The organism is Paludibaculum fermentans, assembly GCF_051172195.1.
Taxonomy (GTDB): domain Bacteria; phylum Acidobacteriota; class Terriglobia; order Bryobacterales; family Bryobacteraceae; genus Paludibaculum; species Paludibaculum fermentans_A.
Map to the genome: position 1 here is coordinate 4,447,667 of NZ_JBPJAQ010000001.1, position 24,609 is coordinate 4,472,275.

The window sequence follows — 24,609 nt, forward strand, 5'->3', positions numbered from 1 at the left end:
CCGGACCCGGATTGGGCACGAGCCACTGCTAAGATTGTCTCATGAGCGTCGCCGGCTTCGTGCTGACGGGGGGCCACAGCAGCCGGATGGGCCGCGACAAGGCCCTGTTGCCGTATGGGAATGGGACCCTGGTGGAGTGGGTGGCGGGTATCGCCCGCGAGGCGGCCGGGGTGGTTTATCTTGTTGGCGCGCCAGAACGTTATGTCCATCTGGGTCTCTCCTGCCTGACCGAAAGATATGCCGGGTGCGGACCGATGAGCGGAGTGGAAGCTGCGCTGCGGCAAGGGTATGACTGGAACCTGATTGTGGGCTGCGACATGCCCCGTCTCCCCAGCGAGTGGCTGCGGCGGATGGTGGGTGCTGCGCTGGGCGGTGAGCAGGCAGCCGTCGCGGCGGCGCACGGTGACGGACGGGTGGAACCGCTGTGCGCGATCTACCACTCGCGGCTCCATCCGATGTTTGCGGCGGCGCTCGAAGAGGGGCGGTATTCGATCCGGAAGTTATTGGATACAATCGACTTTGCGCGATTTCCGGTGGATGATGAGGAATACGTGGCGAACCTGAATACGTCGGACGAATGGGCGCGGTGGGGCCAATGATCGACAAGTTTCCGCATTACATCGAGTTCCAGCACGTTCATAAGACGTTCGATCACCCCGTTTTAGTCGATTGCAGCTTCTATATTGATCCCGGCGAGACGCTGGCGATCATCGGACGCAGCGGCGTGGGCAAGAGCGTGAGCCTGTTCCACATCATGGGCTTCCTGAAACCGGATTCGGGGCGGGTGATTGTCGCGCACCAGGACATCACAAACCTGACCGAGGCGGAACTGCGGACGATCCGGCGCAAGGTGACGATGGTCTTCCAGAACGGCGCGCTGTTCGATTCGCTGACCGTCGGCGAGAACATCCTCTTCTCGCTGGAGTTGCGGGAAGACTACGACGCGTCGAACAAGCTGGACGTCGTGCGGGGCCTGCTGGAGATGGTGGACCTGGCGGACTTCGAGAATGCGTATCCGGCGGACCTGTCGACGGGTTACCGGCGGGCGGTGGCGATTGCGCGAGCCCTCGCGGCGCAGCCGGAGTGTGTCCTCTATGACGAGCCGACCACGATGGTGGACCCGATCATGTCCGACCAGATGGCCTCACTGATGCTGCGGCTGAAGCGGCAACTGGGGTTGACCTCGCTGGTGGTGACGCACGACCTGGACCTGATGCGGCGAGTGGCCGACCGGGTGGTGTTCCTGTATGAAGGCAAAGTGATCTACTTCGGAACGGTCTCTGAGATGGAAAAGTGCGATCACCCTCACGTCAGGGAGTTTCTGGCGATGGACCGGGTCGATTTCAGCGCTTGATGCGCTTTTTGACGTCTTCGTACAGGCCCTTGGCGGTATCCTTCCAGGACTTTTCGGGCGCTTTCACCGGCTTGGCGCCGGTGGCGGATTTCGTCACGGTATTCCACTGGGCGGGCAGTTCGGCCTCGTGGCGGGCCACGACTCGCGCGCGGAAGTTGTTGATGCTGTACTCGCGTTCCACGAGTTTGCCGTCCTTTTCCTCGACGATGACGCGGAAGCTGGAGGCCGGCGAACCGTTGAGGGCGATGGGCAGGTAGCCTTTCATTCCGCGTTCGATGAACGAGGTCTCATAGCGATGGCGGCGGATGTTCCAGATGAAGATACGGAGTGAGTCGAACTCGAAGGGCACGCCGCGCTGGGCGAGGGAAGCCCACATCCAGACGGGCTTGTCGACGCCGTGGTCGTTTACTTTGCCGATGTTGAAATAGGCGGTGATGCGGGCCCGTTCGGCATACTGTGCCACTTCGTCAGGGATCGCCATCAACAACATGCGGGCCAGCACCCAGCCGGCCTGACCTTCCTTGGAACGGATGAGAGTCCAGTCGTCCATGGGGATGGCGGGCGGTTGCGGCTTGGGTTCGTCCTTATCGATCTTCTCGCCCTGTTCCGGGACGAAGCCATCGGGGTTGCCGGAGAGGTCGAGCCAGTTGGCGGGTACGGCGGGCGGGCGGCCAGCGGGGGGTGGTGCGACGGCAGGCTGGACCTTCTTGCGGGATTTCTTCGTAACTGCCGGCAGGGCTTCGGTTTTGAGGAAGTCGGGTGCGACGAAGGGCACGCGGGGCGCCCGCTCATGGGCGACGACTTCCACCTGCTGGTCGTGGCGGATCTGAAAGAAACTGGGCGACTGGCGGTTGGGCAGGTTGTGAACGTTGAGAGCTTCAAAGACTGAGGCGCGGCCCTGGGATGGGGAACTGGCTGCGCGTTCCGCCAGGTTCTTGAGATCGGTCATGTTTTCGGGCGCGAGGAGCTGGCGGCCATCGACCCAACCTTCGGCGTCGCCAGAGGTGCGGACGCGGTAGAAGCCGCGGCGACGGCCGATGAGCGCCAGGCGGTCGCCGTGTTTAGCGGTGGCGACGAGCGCGGCGCGGGCGGTGAGTTCCTGGCGAATCTGTAGGGTGGCGGGCCCAACGAAGGCCTCCCCGAGAACGGGATCCCGCGGAGGACCGGAGGAGCAGCCCGCCAGGAGGGCGAGCGCGAAAGCAGGAAGTAGAAGTCGGCGACGCATGCCGCAGTGGCGGTGACGAACTATCAGGATAGCAGCGTCACCGCCAGCGGAACGAAGTTGTAACAGCAAACTAGGCAGAGTGCTTCTTGACGAAGCTTTCCAGGCGATCCAACCCCTTTTGAATGTTCTCCATGGAGGTGGCGTAGGAGATGCGGACGTGCCGCTCGGTACCGAAGGCTTCGCCGGGGACGGCGGCCACGTGGGCTTCGGCCAGCAGTTTCTCGGCGAATTCCATGGGGGTGCGCAGGCCGTTGGGACTGAGCGCTCCACTGATGTTGGGGTAAGCGTAGAAGGCGCCGCGGGGCTCGGCGCAGGTGATGCCGGGGATGGCGCGCAGGCGGCCGATGACGTAGTCGCGGCGTTTGCGGTACTCGGCGAGCATGACGTCGACGGAATCCTGGGGTCCGTTGAGGGCCTCGATGGCGCCCTTCTGGGCGATGGAGGTCGGATTGGACGTGGAGTGGGACTGCAGCTTGATGATGGCGGTGCAGACTTCGGCCGGAGCGAGAGTGAAGCCGATGCGCCAGCCGGTCATGGCATAGGTCTTGGAGAGTGAGCCGGCGACGATGACGGTGTCCTTCATGCCGGGCACGGAGGCGACGGAGTAAGGATCGCTGTCGTAGAGGAAGCGGCAGTAGCACTCGTCGGTCATCAGCCAGATGCCGCGCTTTTTGGCGAGGTGGGCGATCTTCTCGAACTCAGCCTGTTCAACCAGGGCGCCGGAAGGGTTGCAGGGCGAATTGACGATGATCAGGCGGGTCTTGGAGGTGATGGCCTTCTCGACCTGCGCCGCAGTGAGGGCAAAGCCTTCGGCTTCGCTGGTCTCGACGAGCACGGGCTTGCCGCCGGCATAGTTGACGACGTCGTAGTAGGTAACCCAGTAAGGAATGGGGATGATGACCTCGTCACCATCGCCGACGAGCGCCTGCGTCATGTTGAAGATCGCATGCTTCCCGCCGACGGAAACGACGCACTCGGGGACCGAGTAGCTGGTGCCGTAATCCGCCTTGTGGCGATCGACCACAGCCTGGCGCAGTTCCTGCACGCCGGGCATGGCGGTGTAGCGCGTGAAGTTCTGGTCCAGGGCGGCGATGGCGGCGCGTTTGATGTTATCCGGGGTGGGGAAGTCCGGCTCGCCAACGCCGAAGTCGACAACATCCACGCCGGCGCGGCGGAGTTTCTCGGCCTCGGCCGAAACACGGGCCGTGGACGAGACGCTGATAAGAGAGATTCGATCTGCGAGGTGGGATGACGCTTGTTGCATACTGGTAAGCTGCTCTGACTGGATGTAGATTATTCCCGCCCCAGGAAACGCTGCTTGAGCTTTTCTTCGACGGAAGGTGGCACGAGACCGCTGATATTGCCGCCCAGCCCAATGACCTCTTTCACCAGTTTGGAACTGATGAAGGAATAAGCCTCTCCTGCCATCATAAACATTGTTTCGATCTCAGGCGCGAGGCGGCGGTTCATCAGGGCCATCTGCAACTCGTATTCATAGTCGGAGATGGCGCGGATGCCGCGCAGAAGCAACTTGGCCTGCTTCTGGCGGGCATAATCGACCAACAACCCATCGAAGCAGTCCACTTCCACATTGGGAAAGGGACTGGCGACCGACCGCAGCATGGCTACACGCTCCTCCAGGGTAAAGAGGGGATGCTTGTGGGCGTTGCGGAGCACGGATACGACCAGTTTGTCGACTAGTGGAGCACAGCGCTGGATGAGGTCCAGGTGGCCGTTCGTAATCGGGTCAAAACTGCCGGGATAAACCGCGACGAGGGGGTTGTGACTGGGCAAGACAGGAGACTCCAGAACCGGGGCGGGTCCTTACGGTTGATTATAACGCCTTCTTCTGAAAGCGAAGCATACTATCAGTTTTGCTTGAAATAGCATCAGCCGGGCCGAACTACGAGAGTAGCCCTTTCAAGACGCGATCCCAGGGTTTGCGATAGGGACGTTCCAGCATGGCAGAGGCTTCGGGGTCGTTGAGGATCTCCTCTTTCTCCGGATCCCAGCGGATTTTGCGGCCGGTGCGCAGGCTGATATTGGCAAGGTGGCAGGCGACGGCGGTCTGGTGGCCATCCTCGACATCGGCGACGGTGCGTTCGCGGGATTTGATGCAATCGAGGAAATTGCGGACGTGGGCGCGGAACTGGTCGTCGGAGGAACCGGGGACTTTCATGGCCTGGACCCAGGGTTCGGGGGTGACGGTTTCGCGTTTGGGTCCGCCTTGCGGTTGACCTTTGAAGACGGGGATGGCGTTGCCGGGGGGCATCTTTGTATCCGGCAGGACCTCGAAGCCGGCGCGATTGATGAGGAGGGCTCCCTTGGTGCCGGCGTATTCGCTGCCGCCGGGCGGGCGGCGGCCCATGCTGGCCTCGCGATGGGACCAGATGGCGGTGAACTTGTCGTATTCGAAGAGGGCGTCCTGGGTATCGGCGGTTTCGCCGTCGTCTTCGAGGGCGAAGCGGCCGCCGGAAGACGAGACGGCGCGAGGCCCTTTCTGGCCGGTGGTCCATTGGACGATGTCGAGTTCGTGGGCGGCGAGGTTGGTCATCTGGCCGCCGGAGAAGTCCCAGAACCAGCGGAAGTGGTAGAGGCCGCGGTGGGGCTGGTAGGGGCGGGCCGGAGCAGGGCCGAGCCACATGTCGTAGTCGAAATTCTCGGGCTGCGGTTCGGCGGGCCGGCCGAAGCCTGGCATGATGTTGCGGAAGGCGGCCATGCGGACGGACAGGAGTTTGCCGAAGTATTGTTCCTGAATGAGCTTGCGGGCGGCCTGGTAGTGGACTCCGCTGCGCTGCTGGGTACCGACCTGGACGACGCGTTTGTGGCGGCGGGCGACCTGGGTCATCCAGCGGCCTTCGCGGACGAACAGGGTCATGGGTTTTTCGACATAGACGTCCTTGCCGGCGGCGCAGGCCATCATGGTGAGCAGGGCGTGCCAGTGATCGGGCGTGGAGACGACGACGGCGTCGATGTCCTTTTCATCAAGCAGGCGGCGGAAATCGCGATAGCCGCGGGTTTTGGTGCCGGGGCGGGCTTCGCAGGCGGCGATGCCTTCGCGCAGGCGCGGCTCATAGGTTTCGGCGAGACCAACGAGGTCGGCATCGTCCTGGCTTTTGAAGTCGAAGACGTGCTGGGCGCCGATGAGGCCGTAGCCGATGAACCCGACGCCGATGCGGTTGTTGGCGCCCGCGACCCTGGAATAGGAAGCAGCGGTGAGGGCTCCGATGGCCGCGCGTCGAGTAACTGGTCCAGCCTCTGACATGCGGGCGATTCTATCATTGAGAAGAACCAACTGCCATGCCAGCAATCACGCAAGTTCCCAGTCTCGCCTCGATTCTCGATTCGGGCGACCAGACGTTATTCGCCCCGCCGACGAAGACGCGCGGTCCGCAGGGGCAGTTGCCCTTCACGGACGAGATGCTGCGCAACGCGCCGAGCGGCGATCTGTTCGGGTGGACGATGAACGCCGGCATGGGCTGGGATCCGTCGAAGCTGGGCGGCAAGGAAGTGTTGATTCTCAGCACGCATGGCGGATTGCGGGCGGCGGATGGGACGCCGATCGCGCTGGGCTATCACAGCGGCCACTGGGAAGTGAACCTGCTGGTGGAGGCGGCGGCGCGGGAGTTGAAGGGGTTGGACGCGGTGCCGTTCGCGGGGTATTGTTCGGATCCGTGCGACGGGCGGTCGCAGGGGACGACGGGCATGTTCGATTCGCTGCCCTACCGGAACGACGCGGCGCAGATCTTCCGGCGGCTGATCCGGTCGCTGCCACGGCGTAGTGGGGTGCTGGGGGTGGCGACCTGTGACAAGGGGCTGCCGGCGATGATGATGGCGCTGGCGGCGCAGCATACCTTGCCCTGTATTCTGGTGCCGGGCGGGGTGACGCTGCTGGCGGAAGAGGGCGAGGACGCGGCGGCGATCCAGACGATTGGGGCGCGGTTTGCCCATGGCAAGATTACGCGGGAGTACGCGGCGGAGATGGGGTGCCGGGCGTGCGCGTCTCCAGGCGGAGGGTGCCAGTTTCTGGGTACGGCGGCGACGGCGCAGGTGGTGGGTGAAGCGCTGGGCATGTCGCTGACGCATTCGGCGCTGGCGCCTTCGGGACAGCCGGTGTGGCTGGATATGGCGCGGCGGTCGGCGCGGGCGGTGTTGTCGATGGAGTCGCGCGGATTGGGCATGCGCGACATCCTGACTACGGCGGCGCTGGAGAATGCGATGGCCGTGCACGCGGCGTTTGGCGGGTCTACGAACCTGATCCTGCATTTGACGGCGATCGCGTATCACGCGGGGCTGCGGCGGCCCACGGTGGACGATTGGGCCCGGGTGAACCGCAGCGTGCCGCGCATTGTGGACGCACTGCCGAACGGCCCGAAGCATTTTGCGACGGTGCAGGTGTTCCTGGCGGGCGGTGTGCCGGAGGTGATGCTGCACCTGAGAAAGGCGGGGCTGCTGGACACGCAAGCGCTGGTGGCGTCGGGCCAGACGCTGAGCGACGCGCTGGACTGGTGGGCGCAGAGTGAGCGGCGGGCCGTGCTGCGCAAGACGCTGCTGGAGCGGGACGGAATCGATCCGGACAACGTGATCATGTCGCCGGATGAGGCGCGGCACCGCGGCTTGACGGCGACGGTGTGCTTCCCGGTGGGGAACCTGGCTCCGGAGGGGGCGGTGATCAAGAGTACGTCGATCGACCCGAGTGTGGTGGGCGCGGACGGGGTGTACCGGAAGGTGGGGCCGGCCAGGGTATTTGTGACGGAGCCGGCGGCGATTGAAGCGATCAAGGCGGGGCAGGTGAAAGAGGGCGACATCCTGGTGCTGGCCTGCCGGGGTCCGCTGGGCGCGGGCATGGAGGAGACGTACCAGCTGACCAGCGCGCTGAAGTTCCTGCCATTCGGCAAACACGTCGCGCTGCTGACGGATGCGCGGTTCAGCGGCGTGTCGACGGGCGCCTGTATCGGGCATATTTCGCCGGAGGCGCTGGCGGGCGGACCGATTGGGAAATTGCGGGAAGGGGACGTGATCGAGATTGTGGTGGACCGCAACCGGCTGGAAGGGACGGTGAACCTGGTGGGTGCGGACGGGGTGGTATTTGGAGCGGAGGAGGGGGCGAGGGTGCTGGCGGAGCGGGCTCCGCGGCCGGACCTGGCTCCGGACAAGGATCTGCCGGCGGATACGAAGCTGTGGGCGGCGCTGCAGGATGCCAGCGGCGGGACGTGGGGCGGAGCAGTGTACGACGTGGAGAGAATCGTCCGACTGTTGGCGGCGGGGCGGCGGGCGCTGGGGGAGTAGGGAGCCCCCGGCCTGGCGCTAATTCACTGTCGGCGGATTGTCGCCGTGGATGCGGAGGTCGAGATCCATGAAGAGGCGGCCCCAGAGGATGGAGTCGGCCCGGCCGGATTTGCTGCAGAGAAGGTAGAGGCGGCCGACGAGGTCGACTGCTTCTTCGGATTCGAAGCCTCGCATGAACTCGGCGCTGGGCCAGGCATGGCCGGCGGTGACAGGACTGGCGGTGTACATTTCGTCGAGCAGGCTGAAGACCTGGAGGCGGGCTTCGTGGGCTTCTTCCTCCTGGCCGGTGACCTCCAGCGAGGCTGAAACCTTCACCCAGGTGAGGACACACAGGAACTGCAGAGCGCGGACGTCTTCCTCTTCGATAGCCGGAAAAGTATCGACAACCTCGAAGGCGTGGCCAAAAGCACGATTGGCCGCATCGGTGTCGCCGCGTTGCAGGGCGACCTCGCTTTCCTGCCAGCAAGTCCGGATCTCTTCCGCGCACCGGCCCATGTCCTGTGTCATCGCGCCTCCGTCCCTTCGATTGGAGCCTTCAATATATGCTGAAGTCGTGCGTTTGTGAAGGCGCACTTTGAGAAGGAATTTTCACCGTGAACCGAACCTGGATGAAATGGAGCGTCTGTCTGACCCTGACAGCCGCGTTGGGCATGGCCGAAGAAGGCAAGTGGACTCCGCAGCAGGTGCTGCAACTGGATCCGCTGTGGTTGAAGAAACAAGGTCTGCAATTGCCGGTTACGCGGCTGTGGGACCAGAAGAGGGGCACCGGCCTGTTGGCGGCGGCCGTAAATATTGGTGGATGCTCCGCCGGGTTTGTTTCGGCGACCGGCCTGATCCTGACGAACCACCATTGTCTCTTTGGCATATTGCAGGAGCATTCGAAACCCGGACGCGACCTGATCACCAACGGATTTCTTGCCAAGAGTCCGGAAGAGGAGTTGCCGGGGAGAACCACGCGAGTGACGGTCCCGCGCAAGTTTACGGACGTCACGAAGGAGATGGAGGCCGCGGTGCCGGCGGGTGCGGACGACCTGGCGCGGAATGCGGCGATTGAGGCAAAGCAGAAGGCGCTGGTGAGCGAATGCGAGCGAACGCCCGGCGCGCGTTGCAAGGTGGCGGTGTTCGACGGCGGGGTTCAATACATCCTGATCGACAGCTTCGAGCTCTCGGACATCCGGCTGGTGTATGCTCCGCCGAGGGCGATTGGGGAGTATGGCGGCGAGATCGACAACTGGATGTGGCCGCGGCACACAGGCGATTTTGCGATGGCCCGGGCTTACAAGGACGGGAAGCCCTACACGCCGGAGTTCTTCTTTCCGCTGTCGAAGACGGGCGTCAAGACGGGCGACTTCGTCATGGTGCTGGGGTATCCGGGACGGACCGTGCGATCGCTGACATCAGACGAGATGGCGGGGCAGCGCGACTACTGGTTCAAGCTGCGCTCGGAGATTTTCGGCGGTTGGTTGAATCTGCTGGAGCAGACGACCAAAGGCAATCCGGAAGGGCAGATCGCGGTGGCGGCGACGCAGAAGGGGTTGGCCAACGTTTCGAAGAACGCGGATGGGCAATTGGCCGGACTGAAGCGCGGCCGGACTATCGAGAAACAGGCCAAGGCGGAAGAGGCTGTTATGGCGTGGATCGGCTCTCATCCCGCGTATGCCAAAGCCGCGGCGGCGAAGCAGGGGTTGGACACTTTAGCGGCCGAGAAAAGAAAGACCGGGACGCATGACTTTCTGCTGGGCACGCTGTTGGGCAACCCGCTGGCGCTGAAGTTCGCTACGCATCTGGTGCGGCTGGCGGCGGAGCGAGAGAAGCCGGACATGGAGCGCGAAGGCGACTACATGGAGCGCGAGTGGACGCGGATGCGGGCCACAATGGAGCGCGACCAGAAGAGCTACTACCGGCCGGCCGACCAGGCGCTGTTCGCATCCCTGGTGGGTCATGCCTTGAAGCTGGGTCCGGAGGAGCGCATCGAGGCGTTCGACAAGATCTTCGGCGACGGCAAGGTGGACGAGACGCTGGAGTTCCTGTACGGCCGGACGAAGGTTCTGGATCTGAGTGAGCGCCTGAAGATGTTCAACGAGTCGACAGAACAGTTGAAGGCGCGCAAGGATCCGATGCTGGGCCTGGCGTTCGCGCTGGAGCCTGAGTTGAGGGCGTGGCAGAAGCGGGCGCGGGCACAGGATGGAGCGGTGGCGCGGCTGAGGCCGGAGTGGCGCAAGGCCGTGATCGCGCATGCCGGCAAACCGGTGGCGCCGGATGCGAACTCGACCTTACGGGTGAGCTTCGCGCACGTGAAGGGCTACGCCCCGCGGGATGGGGTGATCTACACGCCGCAGACGACGCTGGCCGGCATGCTGGAAAAAGAGACGGGCGAGGAGCCTTTCAAGCTGCCGGAGAACGTGAAGGCCGCAGCGGCGAAGGTGGATGCCTCGAAGGTGCCTTTGGATTTCCTGGCGGATGCTGATACGACGGGCGGCAACTCGGGCAGCCCGACGGTGAACGGGCGCGGCGAGTTGGTCGGTTTGAACTTCGACAGAGTATGGGAGAACGTGTCGAATGATTTTGGCTACAACCCGGACGTGGCGCGCAACGTGAACGTGGACATCCGCTTCTTCCTCTGGCTGCTGAAGGACGTGGACCACGCGGACGGGATCCTGAAGGAACTGGGCGTGGCGGCGCAGTAAAGCGCGATCAGCCCTGGTCAGTGGCCGCAGGGTAAAAGTTCTCTAGGTTGTCGGCGTGCAGGACGACGTGGTCCGTGTAGACGGCGGGCGTCACCTGCTCGCCATCGACGATGGAACAGGCGAGACGGATCAGCCGGTCGCCATAGCGTTCGGGGAAGAAAGCAACCGAAGCGAGCAGGCAGTTGCCGCGGCGGCGAATGGCTCCGCGGCCTTCGCGGGCGGCATTGTGTCCGACGATGACGACGTCGCGGTCGCGAGCGGCATCGCGGACGGCCTCCATGGCTCCGATGGCGCTGAGGTCGTTAAAGCCGGAGACCAGGAGGCGTGTGCCGGGCTTGAGCTGGCGTAGGAGCTTGGCCATGGAGTGTTTGCTGGAATCCTGGTGGGCGTCGCCTTCCAGGTGGATGACCGAGGACTCCGAGATGGAACCCAGGACGTCCTGGAGGCCCACTAATACGCCGGCGAGCCGGGCCTGGACGTTGGTCTTGGTCTTGGGTCCTTCGACGAGCACGATGCGGTCGAAGCGGCCGCGCCACTTCTCCCGCGCGTAATGGCCCAAAGCTTGGCCGGCGAGCTTTCCGGCCTGGTAGTTGTTGGCCCCGAAATAGATGCCGCCCTGGATGGGACGTTCGACGGTGATGAAGGGGATGCCGGCGCCGAAGAAGAGGTCGGCCACCATGTAGCCGAGGCGCTCCACCGGTTGGAAGAGCATGGCCACGTCGACGCGCGCGTCGACCATCTCCTGGGCATGGCGGAGGGCGGTGGCGCTGTCTTCCTCGTCGTTGTGGCGCAGCATGACGTAGCTGCCGGCGCGGGCGGCGGCGCGCTCGATGGACTCTTTCACGTCGACGCGGAACTGGTTGCCTTCGAGGGGCGCCAGGTAGCCGACCAGCAAACGGCGGCGGCGTGTGGTGGAGCGGTAGCGTTTGTCCTGCGAGCGATGGATGTAGCCGCGCTCTTCGAGGGTCGTCAGCAGGCGATAGACGGCCAGGCGCTGCAGGCCGGTGATGGCGGCAATTTCCTGTATGGTGACGGGGTGGTCGGCCTTCTCAACGGCTTCGAGAACGGTGAGCCCTTTGTCGAGCATGGTGGGCCCGGCGGACTTCACAACTTCTTTGCTCACCAAATCTCTTGACATCTTCATGAATCTGCCATAAAACTACAGTGCTTCAGATGCACGTTAGTGTTCAATATTTGAACATCCTCTGGTTGGTAGGGTCAAGCACCCTGGCCGTGGCGGGCTCGTCCGACCGCGACTGGGCCTCGCTGGTGGGCCAGCGGTTCACGGCTCAGCGCGATGTGGTCTACCGGCGGGTGGGCAGCCGCGAGCTGAAGCTGGACTTCTACATTCCCTATGACCGCAAGCCGGGGCCGACGGTCCTGTATATACACGGCGGTGGTTGGGAGACAGGCAGCAAGGAACAGTATGTGCTGTGGTACCTGCCGTATCTGCAGCTGGGATTGCGGGTGGTGGCGGTGCAATACCGGCTGTCTGGCGAGGCAGCGGCTCCGGCTGGTGTCGAGGATTGCCGCTGTGCGTTCCGGTGGGTGGTGAAGAACGGCGCGAAGTACGGGGTGGATCCGGAGCGCATCGTGGTGAGCGGCGGATCGGCGGGCGGGCACCTGGCTCTATTGACGGCGATGGGCTCGGGTGGGATTGAATGTCCGGAACAGGATGGCCCGGAGCCGCATGCGGCGGCGGTGATCAACTACTACGGCGCCACCGATCTGAACGCTCTGCTGGCCGGCAGCCTGCCCTCAGTCCGCAAGTGGCTGCGCGAGGCGGCCGATGTCCGTGCGTTGGCGCGGCAGTTGTCGCCGATGACCTGGGTGAAGCCCGGGCTGCCGCCGGTCCTGAGCATCCATGGGGACGCGGACAAGACGATTTCCTACCAACAGTCCGTTGAGCTACACAGGGCCCTCAGTAGCGCCCGGGTGTCCAACGAACTGATCACGGTCCACGGCGGAACACACGGACGGCACACGTGGACCGACGCCGACACACTGCGGGTGCAGCGCGCGATTGAGCGCTTTCTGCGCCGGAACAAGCTGACTGGCGCGGTGCGCCGATAACCGCCGCGCAGAACCGAAACCAACCGTTCCCTGGAAAGGAAGAGCAATGTATTTTCGACTCAGACGACTGGCAGCCGCGCTCCTGCTGCTGGTCGCAAGCGCCCTCCTGTGCATGGCGCAGACGATCACTGGATCTATTGTCGGCTCGGTAGTGGACCCCAGTGGACTGTCTGTCGTTGATGCAGATATATCGATAGTCCATGTCGCGACCGGCGTGGCCCGGCAGATGAAATCGGACGAACGCGGCGACTTCACGTTTGGCAGCCTGCAGCCGGGGCAATACACGCTGACGGTGACGGCGGCGGGGTTCAAGAGCCTGGTGAAGCAGCAGATCATGTTGTCGGCGGCGGAGACGCTGCCGGTGGGGCGCCTGGCACTGGAGGTCGGCGCGATTGCGGACAAGGTGACGGTGACGGCGGAGGGCGTGGCGGTGCAGGTGGCGAGTTCGGAACGGGCGTCCGTCATCGCGACTTCGCAACTGGAAGGCCTGCTGACGAAGAGCCGCAATGCGATGAGCCTGTTGTCGCTGATGCCGGGCGTGGTGGATGGCGGCAGCATCGGCGATACGGAGCGGATGGATCGCAACTTCGACATCTATGTGCAGGGCAACCGGCGCAGTACGAACACGGTGACGATGGACGGCATGGTGACGAATCCGATGGGCAACAACTTCAACTCATCGGTGACGTTGGGCCAGGACTCGATTGCCGAGGTGAAGGTGCTGTTGACGAACTATCCGGCGGAGTACGGCCGCAGTTCAGGCGCGACCATCAACCTGGTGACGAAATCTGGCGCGAAGGACTTCCATGGCCTGGGCTCGTACTTCAAACGGCACGAGCAGTTCAACGCGAACAACTTCTTCAATAACCGGTTGGGGACGCCGAAGCAGCGGTATCGCTACAACACCTGGAACTACAACATCGGCGGACCGGTGGTGCTGCCGGGCGGATTCAACAAGAACAAGGACAAGTTGTTCTTCTTCTGGTCGCAGGAGTTCTGGCCGTTGAAGGTGAGCCAGGCGGTGCGGCAGTTGACGGTGCCGACCGCGTTGGAGCGCACGGGCGATTTCTCGCAGTCAGTGGATTTGAACAACAAGGTCATCAGCGTGATCGACCCGAATACGAAGGCGCAGTTTCCGGGCAATGTGATTCCCGCGAACCGGCTGGATGCCAGCGGCCTGGCGTTGATGAAGGTGTTCCCGATGCCCAATTTCCTGGACCGCGGGATCTCGGCCGGGCGGTACAACTATGTGGAGCAGAGCGTCAACGACACGCCGCTGCGCATGGAGAACCTGCGCATGGACTACAATCTGACGCCGAAGCATACTCTGGCGTTCACGTTTGCGTCGTTCCTCGACCGGCAGACGGGCGGATACGGAGTACTGACGAATACGGGCGCGAACTGGTCGCAGATTGTGAAGACCTACCAGTTGCGCGGGCAAGGCTACGTGCTGCGCTATACGGGGATCCTGAGTCCGACGCTGATCAACGAGATGAGCCTGGGCTTCACGCGGCGTCCTGAGGGCAACAGCGCCACGGATGACGAGGTGAAGAGGAATACGCGCGCGGCGGCCGGCTATACGGCGGCCCAGTTCAGTCCGGCGGCGAATCCCCTCAACTTCATTCCCAACGCGACGTTTGGCGGTGTGACGGGCGCGGCCTCGCTCTTCATGGAGGGGCGCTTCCCGTTCCAGCAGAACCTGCAGGCCTTCAACCTGACGAACAACCTCACCAAGACCCTGGGGGCGCATACACTGAAGGCCGGCATTATGATCGAGCGGAACTATCAGGGCTCGAACGGCGACGGCAATTTCGCCGGCGCCTTCAGCTTTGCGAACGACACGAACAATCCGTTGAACACGGGCTATGCGTATTCGAATGCGGCGCTGGGCGTCTTCAGTACGTACACTGAGCCCTCGAGCCGTGTGTATCTGCACTTCCGGCAGCATGCGGTGGAGTGGTTCGCGCAGGACTCGTGGAGGGCGACGCGCCGGCTGACGCTGGAGCTGGGTGTGCGGTTCCACTACCTGGTGCCCATCTATATGTCGACGGACAAGCTGTCGTCGTTCTCGTCGTCGCTGTACGACCCGGCGAAGGCGGTGCAATTGATCCAGCCCACGCGGGTGAATGGAGCGCGTGTGGGCGTTCATCCGGTGACGGGCGTGACGTATCCGGCGGCGCTGATCGGGGCCATTGCTCCGGGCACCGGGGATGCGGCGGACGGCATGGCGGTCTCGGCGCAGAACGGTTATCCGAGGTCGCTCATCGATACTTACGGCCTGCGGGTGGGGCCGCGTTTGGGCTTCGCCTACGACGTCTTCGGCAATGCCAGGACAGCCGTCCGCGGCGGTATCGGCTTGTTCTACAATCGGCCCAACATGTCGGACAACTACACTCTGTTCTCCTCGCAGTTGCCGATCGTCAGCAATCCGACCGTCTACTATTCGACGATCGGGTCGCTGCTCTCGTCGTCGGGGGCGACCTTCCCGCAGAGTGTGAACGGCCTGGACCGCACGGACAAACTGCCGAAGGTGGTGAACTACAGCTTCAGCGTGCAACAGGACATCGGGTTCAAGACCGTGGTGGATGTCGGCTACATCGGGTCGCTGGGGCGCAATCTGCTGTGGCGGCGCAACCTGAATCCCATCCCGCTGGGCGCCAACTTCCAGGCGGCCAACGCCGATCCTTCGAATCCCTCCACCCCGCTCGCTTCGGCGTTCCTGCGGCCGTTGAAGGGTTACAACGACGTGCTGCTGAGCGAGCCGGCCGGTTCGTCGAACTATCACTCGATGCAGGTGACGGCGCGCCGCCGCCTCACACAGAGCGTGCAGTTCGGGCTGTCGTGGACGTGGTCGAAGGCGATGGACTACGCGGACTTCGACACCACGGGCGTCAGCGTCCAGGTGCCGGTGCGGGTTTGGAACTACGGGCTGGCGAGCTTCGACCGCACGCACATCTTCAAGCTGGACTGGGTGTGGAACCTGCCCAAGGTTCCGGTGCAATCGCGTATCGCCAAGTATGCGCTGCACGACTGGCAGCTCTCGGGCATCACCAGTTTCATCAGCGGATCTCCGCTGGGCATCGGGTATGCCACGACCAACTCGCTGGACATCACGGGCTCGGCCACACAGGGGGCGCGCGTCGTTGTGCTGGGTAATGCGGTGCTGCCCAAGAGCGAGAGGACGTTCGCGAAGAACTTCAAGACGGAGATGTTCGCGCGGCCGGTGGTGGGCACAGTGGGCAACGCGGCTACGACGCAGATCCGCGGACCGGGCGTCAACAACTTCGACATGTCGCTGTTTAAGGACTTCCCCATCCGGGAGTCGATGAAGCTGCAGTTCCGCGCCGAGGCGTACAACCTCTTCAACCACACGCAATTCAGCGGCCTGGATACGACGGCGCGCTTCGACGCATCCGGCAACCAGGTGAATACGAACTTTGGAGCCTTCACAGCGGCACGCGGCCCGCGCATCATGCAGTTTGCCCTGAGGTTCTACTTCTGAAACCCATGACCCCAGCCCGAGCCTGGCTTCTTTGCGGGCTCCTGTTCTGCGCCACCGCGCTGAGCTTCCTGGACCGGCAGGTGCTCAGCGTCCTGGCGCCGAAACTGATGGCGGATTTCCGCATGTCGAATACCGAGTATTCGCGCGTGGTGTTCGCCTTTGTCCTCAGCTACACGGTGATGTTTTCCCTGGGCGGACGGTTGATGGACCGCCTGGGGACCAAGGTCGGTCTCGCCCTGTCGGTGGGTCTCTGGTCGCTGGCCAGCGCGGCACACTCGCTGGCCGCCGGAGCCTGGACATTGGGTGCGTCGCGGTTTCTCCTTGGTGTCGGCGAAGGAGCTTGCTTCCCCGCCGTCACCAAGGGGGCCGTGGAGTGGACCGCGCCGGAGCAGCGCGCCCTGGCGGTCGGATTTGCGAATGGCGGATCCGCGTTCGGGGCAGTCATCGCTCCTCCGCTCACGGCCTGGGCCGCGGGTACACTGGGTTGGCGCGGGGCGTTCCTGGGTACCGCGCTGATCGGCCTGCTGTGGCTGGCCGCGTGGCTGTTCGCGTTTCGCGGTGTCGAGCTGCCAAGGCCGGTGGGACTGGCTGCGGAAAGGGTGAGCTTCACTTCACTGCTGGCGCGGCCCGAGGTGCGCCGCCTGCTGCTGGCGCGCTTCTTCTTCGATCCCGTCTTCTACTTCTACATGTTCTGGATTCCGCAATATCTATCCCGTGAGCGCGGCCTGTCGCTGCAGGAGATCGGCTCGCTCACCTGGATTCCATTCTTTGCCCTGGGCATCACGAACATCGCCGCGGGCCGGGTGTCAGACCTCCTGGTGACGCGGGGGTGGACACCGCGACGCGCGCGCATGACCATGATGCTGATCGCCGCCATAGTCACGCCGGCCTCGTGGCTGGCTTCGTCCGCGCCAACGGCGCCCATCGCCATCGGCCTGATGTCATTGCTGATGATGGCGCACGGCGTGTGGATCGCCAACTTCATTACCCTGATCGGCGACACGGTGGCACCCCGCGAAGTCGGCACCGCCGTGGGGTTGACGGGCACTTGCGGCGGCATCGCCGCCATGCTGTCCAATCTCGTGACTGGTCCTGTCATCGACCACTACTCGTTCGCCCCTGTCTTTCTGGTGTCCGCCATTTTGTACCCCATCGCATGGGTTGTTTTGGCCGCCGGACACCGCCCGCGGCCCCACGCCGCACTAGGAGAAATCGCATGAGAGTCCCTCGCCGCAAGCCGCGCACCGCGCGGGTCGGCCTCTTCGGAGTCGGTTACCACGTCTATTGGAATCAGTTTCCGGGCCTGCTGGATGAGCTGCACAACAAGTTGAATGTGCTGGATAGCAAGATCCAGGCCAATCGGGTGGAGGTCGTCAATTTCGGCATCGTGGATAAGGCGCAGGATGCTTACGCGCTGGCCGCCCGGCTGAAAGCCGCCGACCTCGACCTGGTGTTCTGTGACATGGTCACCTACGCGACTTCGGCCACGTTCGGCATCATCGTGCGCAGCCTGGACGTGCCCATCGTACTGGTGGCGCTCCAGCCTCTCGCCGCGCTCGACTATGCGAACGCGACCACCTACATGCAACTGGTGAACGATGACTTCTGTTCGGTGCCCGAGTTTACCGGCGTCGCCATTCGCATGGGTAAGCCCGCCCCCGAGGTGATCCTCGGCACGCTGGAGAACGACTCCGCGGCCGACGCTGAAATCGCCGACTGGTGTGATGTGGCCAAGGCGTTGAACTCCGTGCGCCGTGCTCGTATTGGCCACTTCGGTCATCCCATCGAGCACATGCTGGACATGCAGACCGACCAGACCGCGCTGACCGCGGCCTTCGGCTGCCACATCGTACAGACGGAAGCCGACGACCTGCTGCGGCTGCAGCGCGAGGTCACCGGCGAGGAGATCGATGAGAAACGGCAGGAGATCCTGGATCTCTTCGATACGCCTGATCCAGGTTCCGATCCCTTGACGCGCCGCCTGTCGGACGAGCACCTGACGACGGCCGCGCGGGTGGCTGTCACCCTGGACAAATTTGTCGAACTCCACGAACTCGACGGCCTGGCGTACTACTACGAGGGTGAGCCCGGCAGCGAACTGCGCACCATCGTGACGAACCTGATCGTAGGCAACTCGCTGCTGACGGCCGCCGGTTTCCCCATGTGCGGCGAGTCCGATCTGAAGACGTGCCTGGCCATGCTGCTGATGGACCGTATCGGCATCGGTGGCAGCTTCGCTGAGTTCCATCCCATCGACTTCAAGGAAGGCTTCGTGCTGGTGGGCCACGACGGCCCGCATCACATCAACATCGCCGAGGGGAAACCGGTGCTGCGCAGCCTGACGAAGTACCACGGCAAGCCCGGCAATGGCGCCAGCGTGGAGTTCCGCATCAAGGACGGTCCCATCACGATGCTGAGCATCGGGATCAATGCGCAGGGCCGCTTCAAGTTTGTACTGGCGGAGGGGCAGAGCGTACACGGCCCCATTCCCGCCACCGGCAATACGAATACGCGCGGGTTCTTCCAGCCCGACGTGCGTACCTTCCTCAAGCGCTGGGTGGCCGCCGGCCCGACGCATCATTTCGCCTTGGGCATCGGGCACCGCGCTGAGACATTGGCGCGCATTGCCACGGCCCTTGGTATTGAACACGTCACGGTGTAGCCGTGTCCCTGTTGGCTAGCAGACGTTCCCGGGAGAACCACGTATGAAATCTCCGATCTTCCTGATGGGCGCCCTTTCCGCCGCGGCGATGTGGGCGCAGACACAGCCGGCTCCCTCCCTGGAGCAAGGCTTCCGCAACCCACCCACCATGGCCCGGCCCGACGTCTACTGGCTGTGGATGAACGGCTTCGTCGACCCGCCGTCCGCGCAGAAAGACCTGCAGGCCATGAAGGACATGGGCTTCGGCGGGCTGCTGTTGTTCGACATGGGCGCAGGCGGCGACAAAGCTGCTAGACCTCCGGCGGGCCCGGCGTTCCTGAGCCCGCAGTGGATGGCGCAGATGAAGAAGTCGGTGGACCAGGCTCGCTCCCTCGGCCTGACGGTCGACTTTTCCGTCATCAGCAGTTGGGACCTGGGCGGCCATTGGATTGAGCCGCGCCACGCCAGCATGGGGCTCTATCCCACCGAGACGGCTGTGGAAGGCGGCAAGGCGATCGATGTTCTGTTGCCGTTCCCCCTCGCGACGCCGGCCGCCCCCAAGGGCCCTGACGGCAAACCGGCGTTCTGGAAGGATGTCGCGGTTTTGGCCGTACGCGACGCCAAGCGGAGCCCGGGTCATGAACTGGTGCTGCGTCTGGAGCCGAACCGCATCCACACCCTGAAGGAAGCTGTGTTGGATAACGGTGATGCCAAGGCTCCGGCCGATCTCGCCGCCACCATGACGCCGACGAAGGAGTTCAGCCTGGCGGTCTCCACCACCGGCTCGCGGGAAGAGGATTTTCAGGAGGTGTTGCGCGGCACTCTGGAGCCAGGTCCGGGACCGAAGAAGTTCGCCCTGCCTGCCGGCACACGGGCGCAGTACATCCGCCTGCGGCTGTTGAGTGGATTCGACGCGGCCCGGCCGCGCTGGACACTCGGCGAGTTCTCTCTGTTCAATGACGACGGACTGAATGTTGCGGCGGCCCGCGCCGCAAACCGCTATAGCAACGGCGCCCTGGTGTTGCGCGGTCCCACGCCGCTGGGCTACGACGGCGCCTGGAATGTCGACAACATCAACGACGCCAGTACGACCGGGCCGGGCGGAGTGTTCGCCTCCGCGGGTCTGCCGCCATTTCTATTCCACTCCGCGACGGAACTGGTGAATGTCACGGCGCACGTCGACGCGCGAGGTCATTTGAAGTGGACCGCGCCGCCCGGCCATTGGACCATCCTCCGCTTTGTCTGCATGAACACCGGAGAGCGGCTGAAGGTGCCGAGCCCCAACTCCGACGGCTGGGCCACTGACCATCTCAGCGCTGAAGCGACACGCGCCCACATGGACTACGTGATCGCCCGCCTGCGCGAGACGTTCGGTGATCTCAGCAAGAGCGGCCTCGGCAACCTGTATCTCGCCAGCTATGAGGTGCGAGGGCCGGTGTGGTCGCCTACCTTCACGCAGGAATTTCAGCGCCGCCGGGGCTACGCCATGGAGCCCTATCTGCCGGCGGTCTTCGGCGCCCGTGTCGGGACAGAAGACCAGACCGAACGCTTCCTCTTCGATTACCGCAAGACGCTGAGCGAAGTATTGATCGATGCATACTACGTAGCTGCGCGCGAGGCCGCCCACAAGGCCGGGCTCACCATCAAATCGGAAGCCGGCGGGCCGGGTCCGCCGATTCACAATGTACCCGTCGACTCGCTGGCCGCCAACAACGCGGTGGATGACATCCAAGGTGAGTTCTGGCCGTGGTGGCCGGATGTGAGCGGCCTGTGGGTGGTGAAAGAGACCGCGTCCGCCGGCCATCTCTACAACAAGCCGCGCGTCAACCTGGAGTCGTTCACGTCTTTTGAGGAATGGCGCGAAGGTCCGCAGGACATCAAGTGGAGCGCCGACCGCGTCTTTGTCGAAGGCGGCAATCACTTCGTCTGGCACACCTGGGCGCACAACGCTCCGCCGGCCGGCAAGCCCGGCTGGGCCTATGTCGCGGGCACGCATATCAATCGCAATGTCACGTGGTGGCCGAAGGCACGGCCCTTCATCGACTACCTGGCGCGATCGTCGTTTCTGCTACAGCGCGGCGACTTCGTGGCCGACATTCTCTATTACTATGGCGACGGCGGCTACAAGTTCATTCCACCGCGGCAGTTGGATCCGGCCGGGTATGATTACGACGTCACGAACTCCGATGTGATCCTGAACCGCCTCAGTGTGAAGGACGGCCGGCTGACGGTGCCGAACGGCCCCAGTTACGCTCTGCTGGTGCTGCCGGATACCGTCGAGGCGCACCCTGCCGTATTGGCGAAGCTGGAGCAGTTGGTCGCCGCTGGCGCGACCGTGCTGGGGCCGAAGCCGAGCCACGCCCTGGGCCTGGAAGGGTATCCCCAGAACGACGCGAAGGTCCGCGCGTTGGCCGATCAGCTTTGGGGCTCCGGCACGATTCCGGCGTCCGGAGAACGTGCCCATGGGAAGGGCCGAGTGATCTGGGGCAAGTCCGTCCAGGATGTCCTGTCCGCGATGAAGATAACGCCGGACTTCATCGCTCCCTCGACGCTCGACTTCACGCACCGCCGGACGGCCGATGCCGAGATCTACTTCGTCCGCAACACCACCACTGCGCCCGTCAAGGCCACGGCGAAGTTCCGTGTCCCGCAGCGCGTACCGGAGTTGTGGGATCCCGTCTCCTCCTCCATCACTGACGCGTCCAGCTACACGGCTGGTGCGCAGGCGGTGGAAGTACCCCTGGAACTCGACCGCAACGGCTCCACCTTTGTCATCTTCCGGCGGCCCGCGAAGGCCGGAGTCACGGCTGTCCCCACTGCCGGGACTCGAGAGTTGATGGCTCTGCGCGGACCCTGGACCGTGGAGTTCGACAAGGATCTCGGTGCACCGGCTTCGCTCCAGATGACCAGCCTCGACTCGTGGACGGGCAGCGCCGATCCCGGCGTGAAGTTCTTCTCCGGCTCCGCCCGCTACCGCCAAACCTTCCAGGTGCCCGCGGGTACGGCCGGCAAGCCAGGCAAGGTCCTGCTCGACCTGGGCGATCTCTGGACCATCGGCGAAGCATGGCTCAACGGAAAGCCGCTCGGCGTGATGTGGACCGCACCATTCCAGGCCGACTGCACTTCCGCTTTGAAAGACGGTGCGAACGAGTTGGTCGTGGAGGTGACGAACACCTGGTACAACCGCCTGGTGGGCGACTCGCACCTGCCGGCGGGCAAACGCATCACCAGTACGAACATCACCACGTCCGGCCAACGGCCCTGGGCGGAACTGGAGCCGCTACGCTCTGGACTCTTCGGGCCCGTACGGCTGCTGGCCCGCGATCATTGATCGAGCAGTTCCAGCTTCACGGTGGACGAGCACACGGCCGATTCACCCGGATTGCGATACATCGCGTCGGCGGTGATCGTGAAATTGCCGTTGATAGCCCCGGGCGCGTCCACTGCATAGGAACTGGAGCCATAGCCATTGGCGCCGGCACGCTGCTGGCCTGCATAGAGTCCCGTGGGGAAGAAGCAGTGGCTGTCGCCCGAATTGGTAGCCGTGATGCGGACGCGCTGGGTGCCGCGGCGGTTCTCCGGATTCTCGAAGAAGACGGTGAGCTGCGATGACGCCTGGTGGGGATCCTGGCCTCCGCCCGAATTGGGGATGGAGACCATGCTGGCCGTGATCGTGCCTTCCCAGGTTGTGTTCGAGGTCTGGTGGAAATCAATCGAGGCGCTGGCAAGGCCGTCCGAGGCCGATTGCGTGTACGGGGCGCCCACCCGCGCCATCGGCGTCATGCCCTGGTTGGTGTGGGTGGCAAAGGGTTCGACAATCGCGTTCCCAATGTAGACCTGCACCAGGCGGCCGCGCACGCCCACTGAAAGGTCGTCGGAGTAGACAGGGCCGGGTGCCGGCTCACCTGCTCCGCGCGGACCATTCAGGCCCGCCGCGAACGGGCAGGCTGATTTCAGCAGGCTGCCCTTCGACATCTCGGCCGCTTCGTGGAAAAGGAAGTTCAGGACGTAAGGTGCGATACACAGCGTTTCCGGTCCCGGCTTGATGCCCATCAGGTAGTAGTCGTCCTGGCCGAACGGCTGGCTGGTGGCGAACTGCAGGCGGCTGTAGCCGGGCACCACCCCGGCATTCGGGTTGGTGGCGGTCCCGGGGCCATTGCGCTTCGGATAGACCAACTGCAGGTCGCACTGCCCCACTTGCACCGAGTCGTTCGGCTTGATCTGGGCCACGGCTTCGGCGGCTTTCGCCAACTGCACATCCAGGCCGTAGTTCTCCAGCTTCAGAAAGGCCTGGATCAGCTTCTGGGCCGTGGCGGCAGGGACTCCCTTCAGCTTGAGTTGATCCGCCAACGCCTTGGCTTCCTGTTTCTCCAGGTAGTCGGCGATGCCGTCGGCGGTCGTCTCCGGCGTCATTTGCGCTTTCAGGGCGACTTTGGTGGCTTCCGAATCGACGCGGGCCGAGGCGATGAATGTGGGCTCCGCTACGAACCGATCCAGGCGAATGGGGGACAACAGGCAGAGTGTCTCCAGCGGTGTCAGCCACGTCTGGATCTTCTTCAGGGCTACGCCAACGGCCTTCTTCGCGAGCTGTTTCTTGACCCACGCCTGAATCTCGGCATCGGTGCCGCTGGGGGCACCCTGCGAGGTCAGGAAGTCCGACAGCATCTCGGACGCCGCGGCCTCGGACTTCTTCTTGATCGAGACGGTTTTGCAGATGGGTACCAGGGGCCGAGTCAATCGGAGGCAGGAGCCTGCGTCGCGTTCAGAATCCGCGGCTCGTCCCATACTGTTGACCTTCACCGTACCCTGCACAGTGCCCAGTTGCAGCAGCGGCTGCGCCGTGTTGAATTGCAGGGAGGCCAGCTCGACGAAATCCTGGCGGGTGACGGAGACGCTCACGGCGTCGGCTGTGGTGGTGGTCGGGGCGCCCCAGTACAGCGTGCCCGTGCCGCCGGCTGCCACCGCGTCGACCGCCTGGCGCAGGGCCGCTTCCTGGGCGGCCATGGTGGGTTGAATGGCGTCGACGAAGGCGCCCTGGTCGCCGGTCCGGAGGGTTGCATAGGACTCCTGTACGGAGGCAGCCAGCGCAGCGAGCGAGCGGCGGAACTCGGCGATGGGGTCGCCCGAGTACTGCAAAGCCGTGATGGTCAGCGGTACGCTGCCGGTCGACGTGCCATCGGCGAGCCGGGCGCTCAGTTGGAACGTGCCGGTGCGGTAGCCGCTATCCACATTGACGTCCAGCCAATAGGGGGCCAGGGCGTAGAGCGTGCCATCCGCCGTGGAATTGTAGACCTGGATAGCCCGCTTCTCCCCGTCGGGTGCCGTCAGCACCAGCACGTCGACCAGGGCCGGGTTCGCCAGGTTGTCGAACTTCGCGGCCAGCAGTTGGCCCGGGCTCAGCGAGGAAGGTCCGACAGAGGATTCGCGGCCGGCACCTGTCAGCATAGGCGGGCCAACCGCAACGGTCAGGGCTGCTGACTGCTCGCCGCAGGCATTCAAGGCAATCAGCCGGAGTTCGCGGCTTGAAGTGAGTTCGATCTCCTGGCTACCCTGCGCAGGCAGGTCTTTGTCTCCGCTGGTCAGTGAGATCGACTCGGCTCCCTCGACATCCCAGCGCACACTGGCCGTGCCTGTCGCCGCCAACGTCTGGGGAGAAGCCGCGAAGACGTGGATGACAGGTGGGGTGCAGGCCGGCCCGGTCTGCGCCGCCAGAAATCCGCCAAAGGCAAAGACACAATACAAGCCCCACGTCGCCCAGCGCATAACGCATTCTAGCCATGGAGCGCGGAAATCACCAAGCGAATTATGGGTGGACGGCTGCGGATTGCCCGCAACCGC

At 64.0% G+C, this 24,609-nt stretch carries 16 protein-coding genes; 9 read left to right on the plus strand and 7 right to left on the minus strand.

The annotated features are described in order from the left end of the window. Positions 1-41 precede the first annotated feature (41 nt). A complete protein-coding gene (mobA, locus tag ACR9Y2_RS17900) occupies positions 42-599 on the plus strand; it encodes a molybdenum cofactor guanylyltransferase (protein WP_435042881.1) in 558 nt (185 codons plus the stop codon). Next, positions 596-1,354: an ABC transporter ATP-binding protein gene (locus ACR9Y2_RS17905; protein ID WP_435042882.1), complete on the plus strand. Its 759-nt coding sequence runs from the start codon at positions 596-598 to the stop codon at positions 1,352-1,354. The genes mobA and ACR9Y2_RS17905 overlap by 4 nt, the downstream gene beginning before the upstream one ends. Here ACR9Y2_RS17905 and ACR9Y2_RS17910 read toward each other — a convergent pair. From ACR9Y2_RS17910 to ACR9Y2_RS17925, 4 genes are all read right to left on the minus strand, one after another. Continuing rightward, complete coding sequence (locus tag ACR9Y2_RS17910; protein ID WP_435042884.1) at positions 1,344-2,579, minus strand: SH3 domain-containing protein; 1,236 nt, start codon at positions 2,577-2,579, stop codon at positions 1,344-1,346. The two genes, ACR9Y2_RS17905 and ACR9Y2_RS17910, sit on opposite strands and share 11 nt — an antisense overlap. Positions 2,580-2,649: 70 nt before the next feature. After that, positions 2,650-3,843 (minus strand): pyridoxal phosphate-dependent aminotransferase, encoded by a 1,194-nt coding sequence (locus ACR9Y2_RS17915; RefSeq protein WP_435042886.1) that lies wholly within the window; start codon positions 3,841-3,843, stop codon positions 2,650-2,652. Between the two features lie 29 nt (positions 3,844-3,872). After that, on the minus strand, positions 3,873-4,373 hold the full coding sequence (coaD, locus tag ACR9Y2_RS17920) for a pantetheine-phosphate adenylyltransferase (protein WP_435042888.1): 501 nt from the start codon (positions 4,371-4,373) through the stop codon (positions 3,873-3,875). Between the two features lie 109 nt (positions 4,374-4,482). Further along, complete coding sequence (locus ACR9Y2_RS17925) at positions 4,483-5,844, minus strand: Gfo/Idh/MocA family protein (protein ID WP_435042890.1); 1,362 nt, start codon at positions 5,842-5,844, stop codon at positions 4,483-4,485. A gap of 35 nt (positions 5,845-5,879) precedes the next feature. Between ACR9Y2_RS17925 and ACR9Y2_RS17930 the strand changes: the two genes are divergently transcribed. Then, a complete protein-coding gene (locus ACR9Y2_RS17930; protein WP_435042891.1) occupies positions 5,880-7,868 on the plus strand; it encodes a YjhG/YagF family D-xylonate dehydratase in 1,989 nt (662 codons plus the stop codon). Between the two features lie 18 nt (positions 7,869-7,886). On the opposite strand, the gene ACR9Y2_RS17935 is transcribed toward ACR9Y2_RS17930, so the two are convergent. Then, a complete protein-coding gene (locus ACR9Y2_RS17935; RefSeq protein ID WP_435042892.1) occupies positions 7,887-8,375 on the minus strand; it encodes a hypothetical protein in 489 nt (162 codons plus the stop codon). Positions 8,376-8,461: 86 nt separating this feature from the next. Here ACR9Y2_RS17935 and ACR9Y2_RS17940 point away from each other — a divergent pair, with 86 nt between their 5' ends. Beyond that, positions 8,462-10,555: a S46 family peptidase gene (locus tag ACR9Y2_RS17940; protein WP_435042893.1), complete on the plus strand. Its 2,094-nt coding sequence runs from the start codon at positions 8,462-8,464 to the stop codon at positions 10,553-10,555. Between the two features lie 7 nt (positions 10,556-10,562). Here ACR9Y2_RS17940 and ACR9Y2_RS17945 read toward each other — a convergent pair whose 3' ends face one another. Further along, the gene (locus tag ACR9Y2_RS17945; RefSeq protein ID WP_435042895.1) at positions 10,563-11,678 is read right to left on the minus strand and encodes a substrate-binding domain-containing protein; all 1,116 of its coding nucleotides are present in this window, start codon (positions 11,676-11,678) and stop codon (positions 10,563-10,565) included. A gap of 71 nt (positions 11,679-11,749) precedes the next feature. Here ACR9Y2_RS17945 and ACR9Y2_RS17950 point away from each other — a divergent pair, with 71 nt between their 5' ends. From ACR9Y2_RS17950 to ACR9Y2_RS17970, 5 genes are read left to right on the plus strand one after another with little or no spacing between them, the layout of a single operon-like run. Beyond that, positions 11,750-12,628, plus strand: coding sequence for an alpha/beta hydrolase fold domain-containing protein (locus ACR9Y2_RS17950; RefSeq protein WP_435042896.1), 879 nt, complete (start codon positions 11,750-11,752; stop codon positions 12,626-12,628). A gap of 46 nt (positions 12,629-12,674) precedes the next feature. After that, a complete protein-coding gene (locus tag ACR9Y2_RS17955; RefSeq protein WP_435042897.1) occupies positions 12,675-16,130 on the plus strand; it encodes a carboxypeptidase regulatory-like domain-containing protein in 3,456 nt (1,151 codons plus the stop codon). 5 nt (positions 16,131-16,135) lie between these two features. Further along, positions 16,136-17,350, plus strand: a complete 1,215-nt coding sequence (locus ACR9Y2_RS17960; protein WP_435042898.1) for an MFS transporter — start codon at positions 16,136-16,138, stop codon at positions 17,348-17,350. Further along, a complete protein-coding gene (locus ACR9Y2_RS17965; protein WP_435042899.1) occupies positions 17,347-18,792 on the plus strand; it encodes an L-fucose/L-arabinose isomerase family protein in 1,446 nt (481 codons plus the stop codon). The genes ACR9Y2_RS17960 and ACR9Y2_RS17965 overlap by 4 nt, the downstream gene beginning before the upstream one ends. A 43-nt stretch (positions 18,793-18,835) precedes the next feature. After that, a complete protein-coding gene (locus tag ACR9Y2_RS17970; RefSeq protein WP_435042900.1) occupies positions 18,836-22,102 on the plus strand; it encodes a glycosyl hydrolase in 3,267 nt (1,088 codons plus the stop codon). Here the strand turns inward: ACR9Y2_RS17970 and ACR9Y2_RS17975 are convergent. After that, positions 22,096-24,534 (minus strand): hypothetical protein, encoded by a 2,439-nt coding sequence (locus tag ACR9Y2_RS17975; RefSeq protein ID WP_435042901.1) that lies wholly within the window; start codon positions 24,532-24,534, stop codon positions 22,096-22,098. The two genes, ACR9Y2_RS17970 and ACR9Y2_RS17975, sit on opposite strands and share 7 nt — an antisense overlap. Between the last annotated feature and the right edge of the window lie 75 nt (positions 24,535-24,609).

What these genes read in the sequence shown, in the direction of transcription:
- ACR9Y2_RS17930 (WP_435042891.1), top strand. Translation starts at nt 5,880, where the DNA reads ATGCCAGCAATCACGCAAGTTCCCAGTCTCGCCTCGATTCTCGATTCG.
- ACR9Y2_RS17970 (WP_435042900.1), top strand. Translation starts at nt 18,836, where the DNA reads ATGAAATCTCCGATCTTCCTGATGGGCGCCCTTTCCGCCGCGGCGATG.
- ACR9Y2_RS17925 (WP_435042890.1), bottom strand. Translation starts at nt 5,844, where the DNA reads ATGTCAGAGGCTGGACCAGTTACTCGACGCGCGGCCATCGGAGCCCTC.
- ACR9Y2_RS17955 (WP_435042897.1), top strand. Translation starts at nt 12,675, where the DNA reads ATGTATTTTCGACTCAGACGACTGGCAGCCGCGCTCCTGCTGCTGGTC.
- ACR9Y2_RS17905 (WP_435042882.1), top strand. Translation starts at nt 596, where the DNA reads ATGATCGACAAGTTTCCGCATTACATCGAGTTCCAGCACGTTCATAAG.
- mobA (WP_435042881.1), top strand. Translation starts at nt 42, where the DNA reads ATGAGCGTCGCCGGCTTCGTGCTGACGGGGGGCCACAGCAGCCGGATG.
- ACR9Y2_RS17910 (WP_435042884.1), bottom strand. Translation starts at nt 2,579, where the DNA reads ATGCGTCGCCGACTTCTACTTCCTGCTTTCGCGCTCGCCCTCCTGGCG.
- ACR9Y2_RS17935 (WP_435042892.1), bottom strand. Translation starts at nt 8,375, where the DNA reads ATGACACAGGACATGGGCCGGTGCGCGGAAGAGATCCGGACTTGCTGG.
- ACR9Y2_RS17915 (WP_435042886.1), bottom strand. Translation starts at nt 3,843, where the DNA reads ATGCAACAAGCGTCATCCCACCTCGCAGATCGAATCTCTCTTATCAGC.
- ACR9Y2_RS17960 (WP_435042898.1), top strand. Translation starts at nt 16,136, where the DNA reads ATGACCCCAGCCCGAGCCTGGCTTCTTTGCGGGCTCCTGTTCTGCGCC.
- ACR9Y2_RS17965 (WP_435042899.1), top strand. Translation starts at nt 17,347, where the DNA reads ATGAGAGTCCCTCGCCGCAAGCCGCGCACCGCGCGGGTCGGCCTCTTC.
- ACR9Y2_RS17975 (WP_435042901.1), bottom strand. Translation starts at nt 24,534, where the DNA reads ATGCGCTGGGCGACGTGGGGCTTGTATTGTGTCTTTGCCTTTGGCGGA.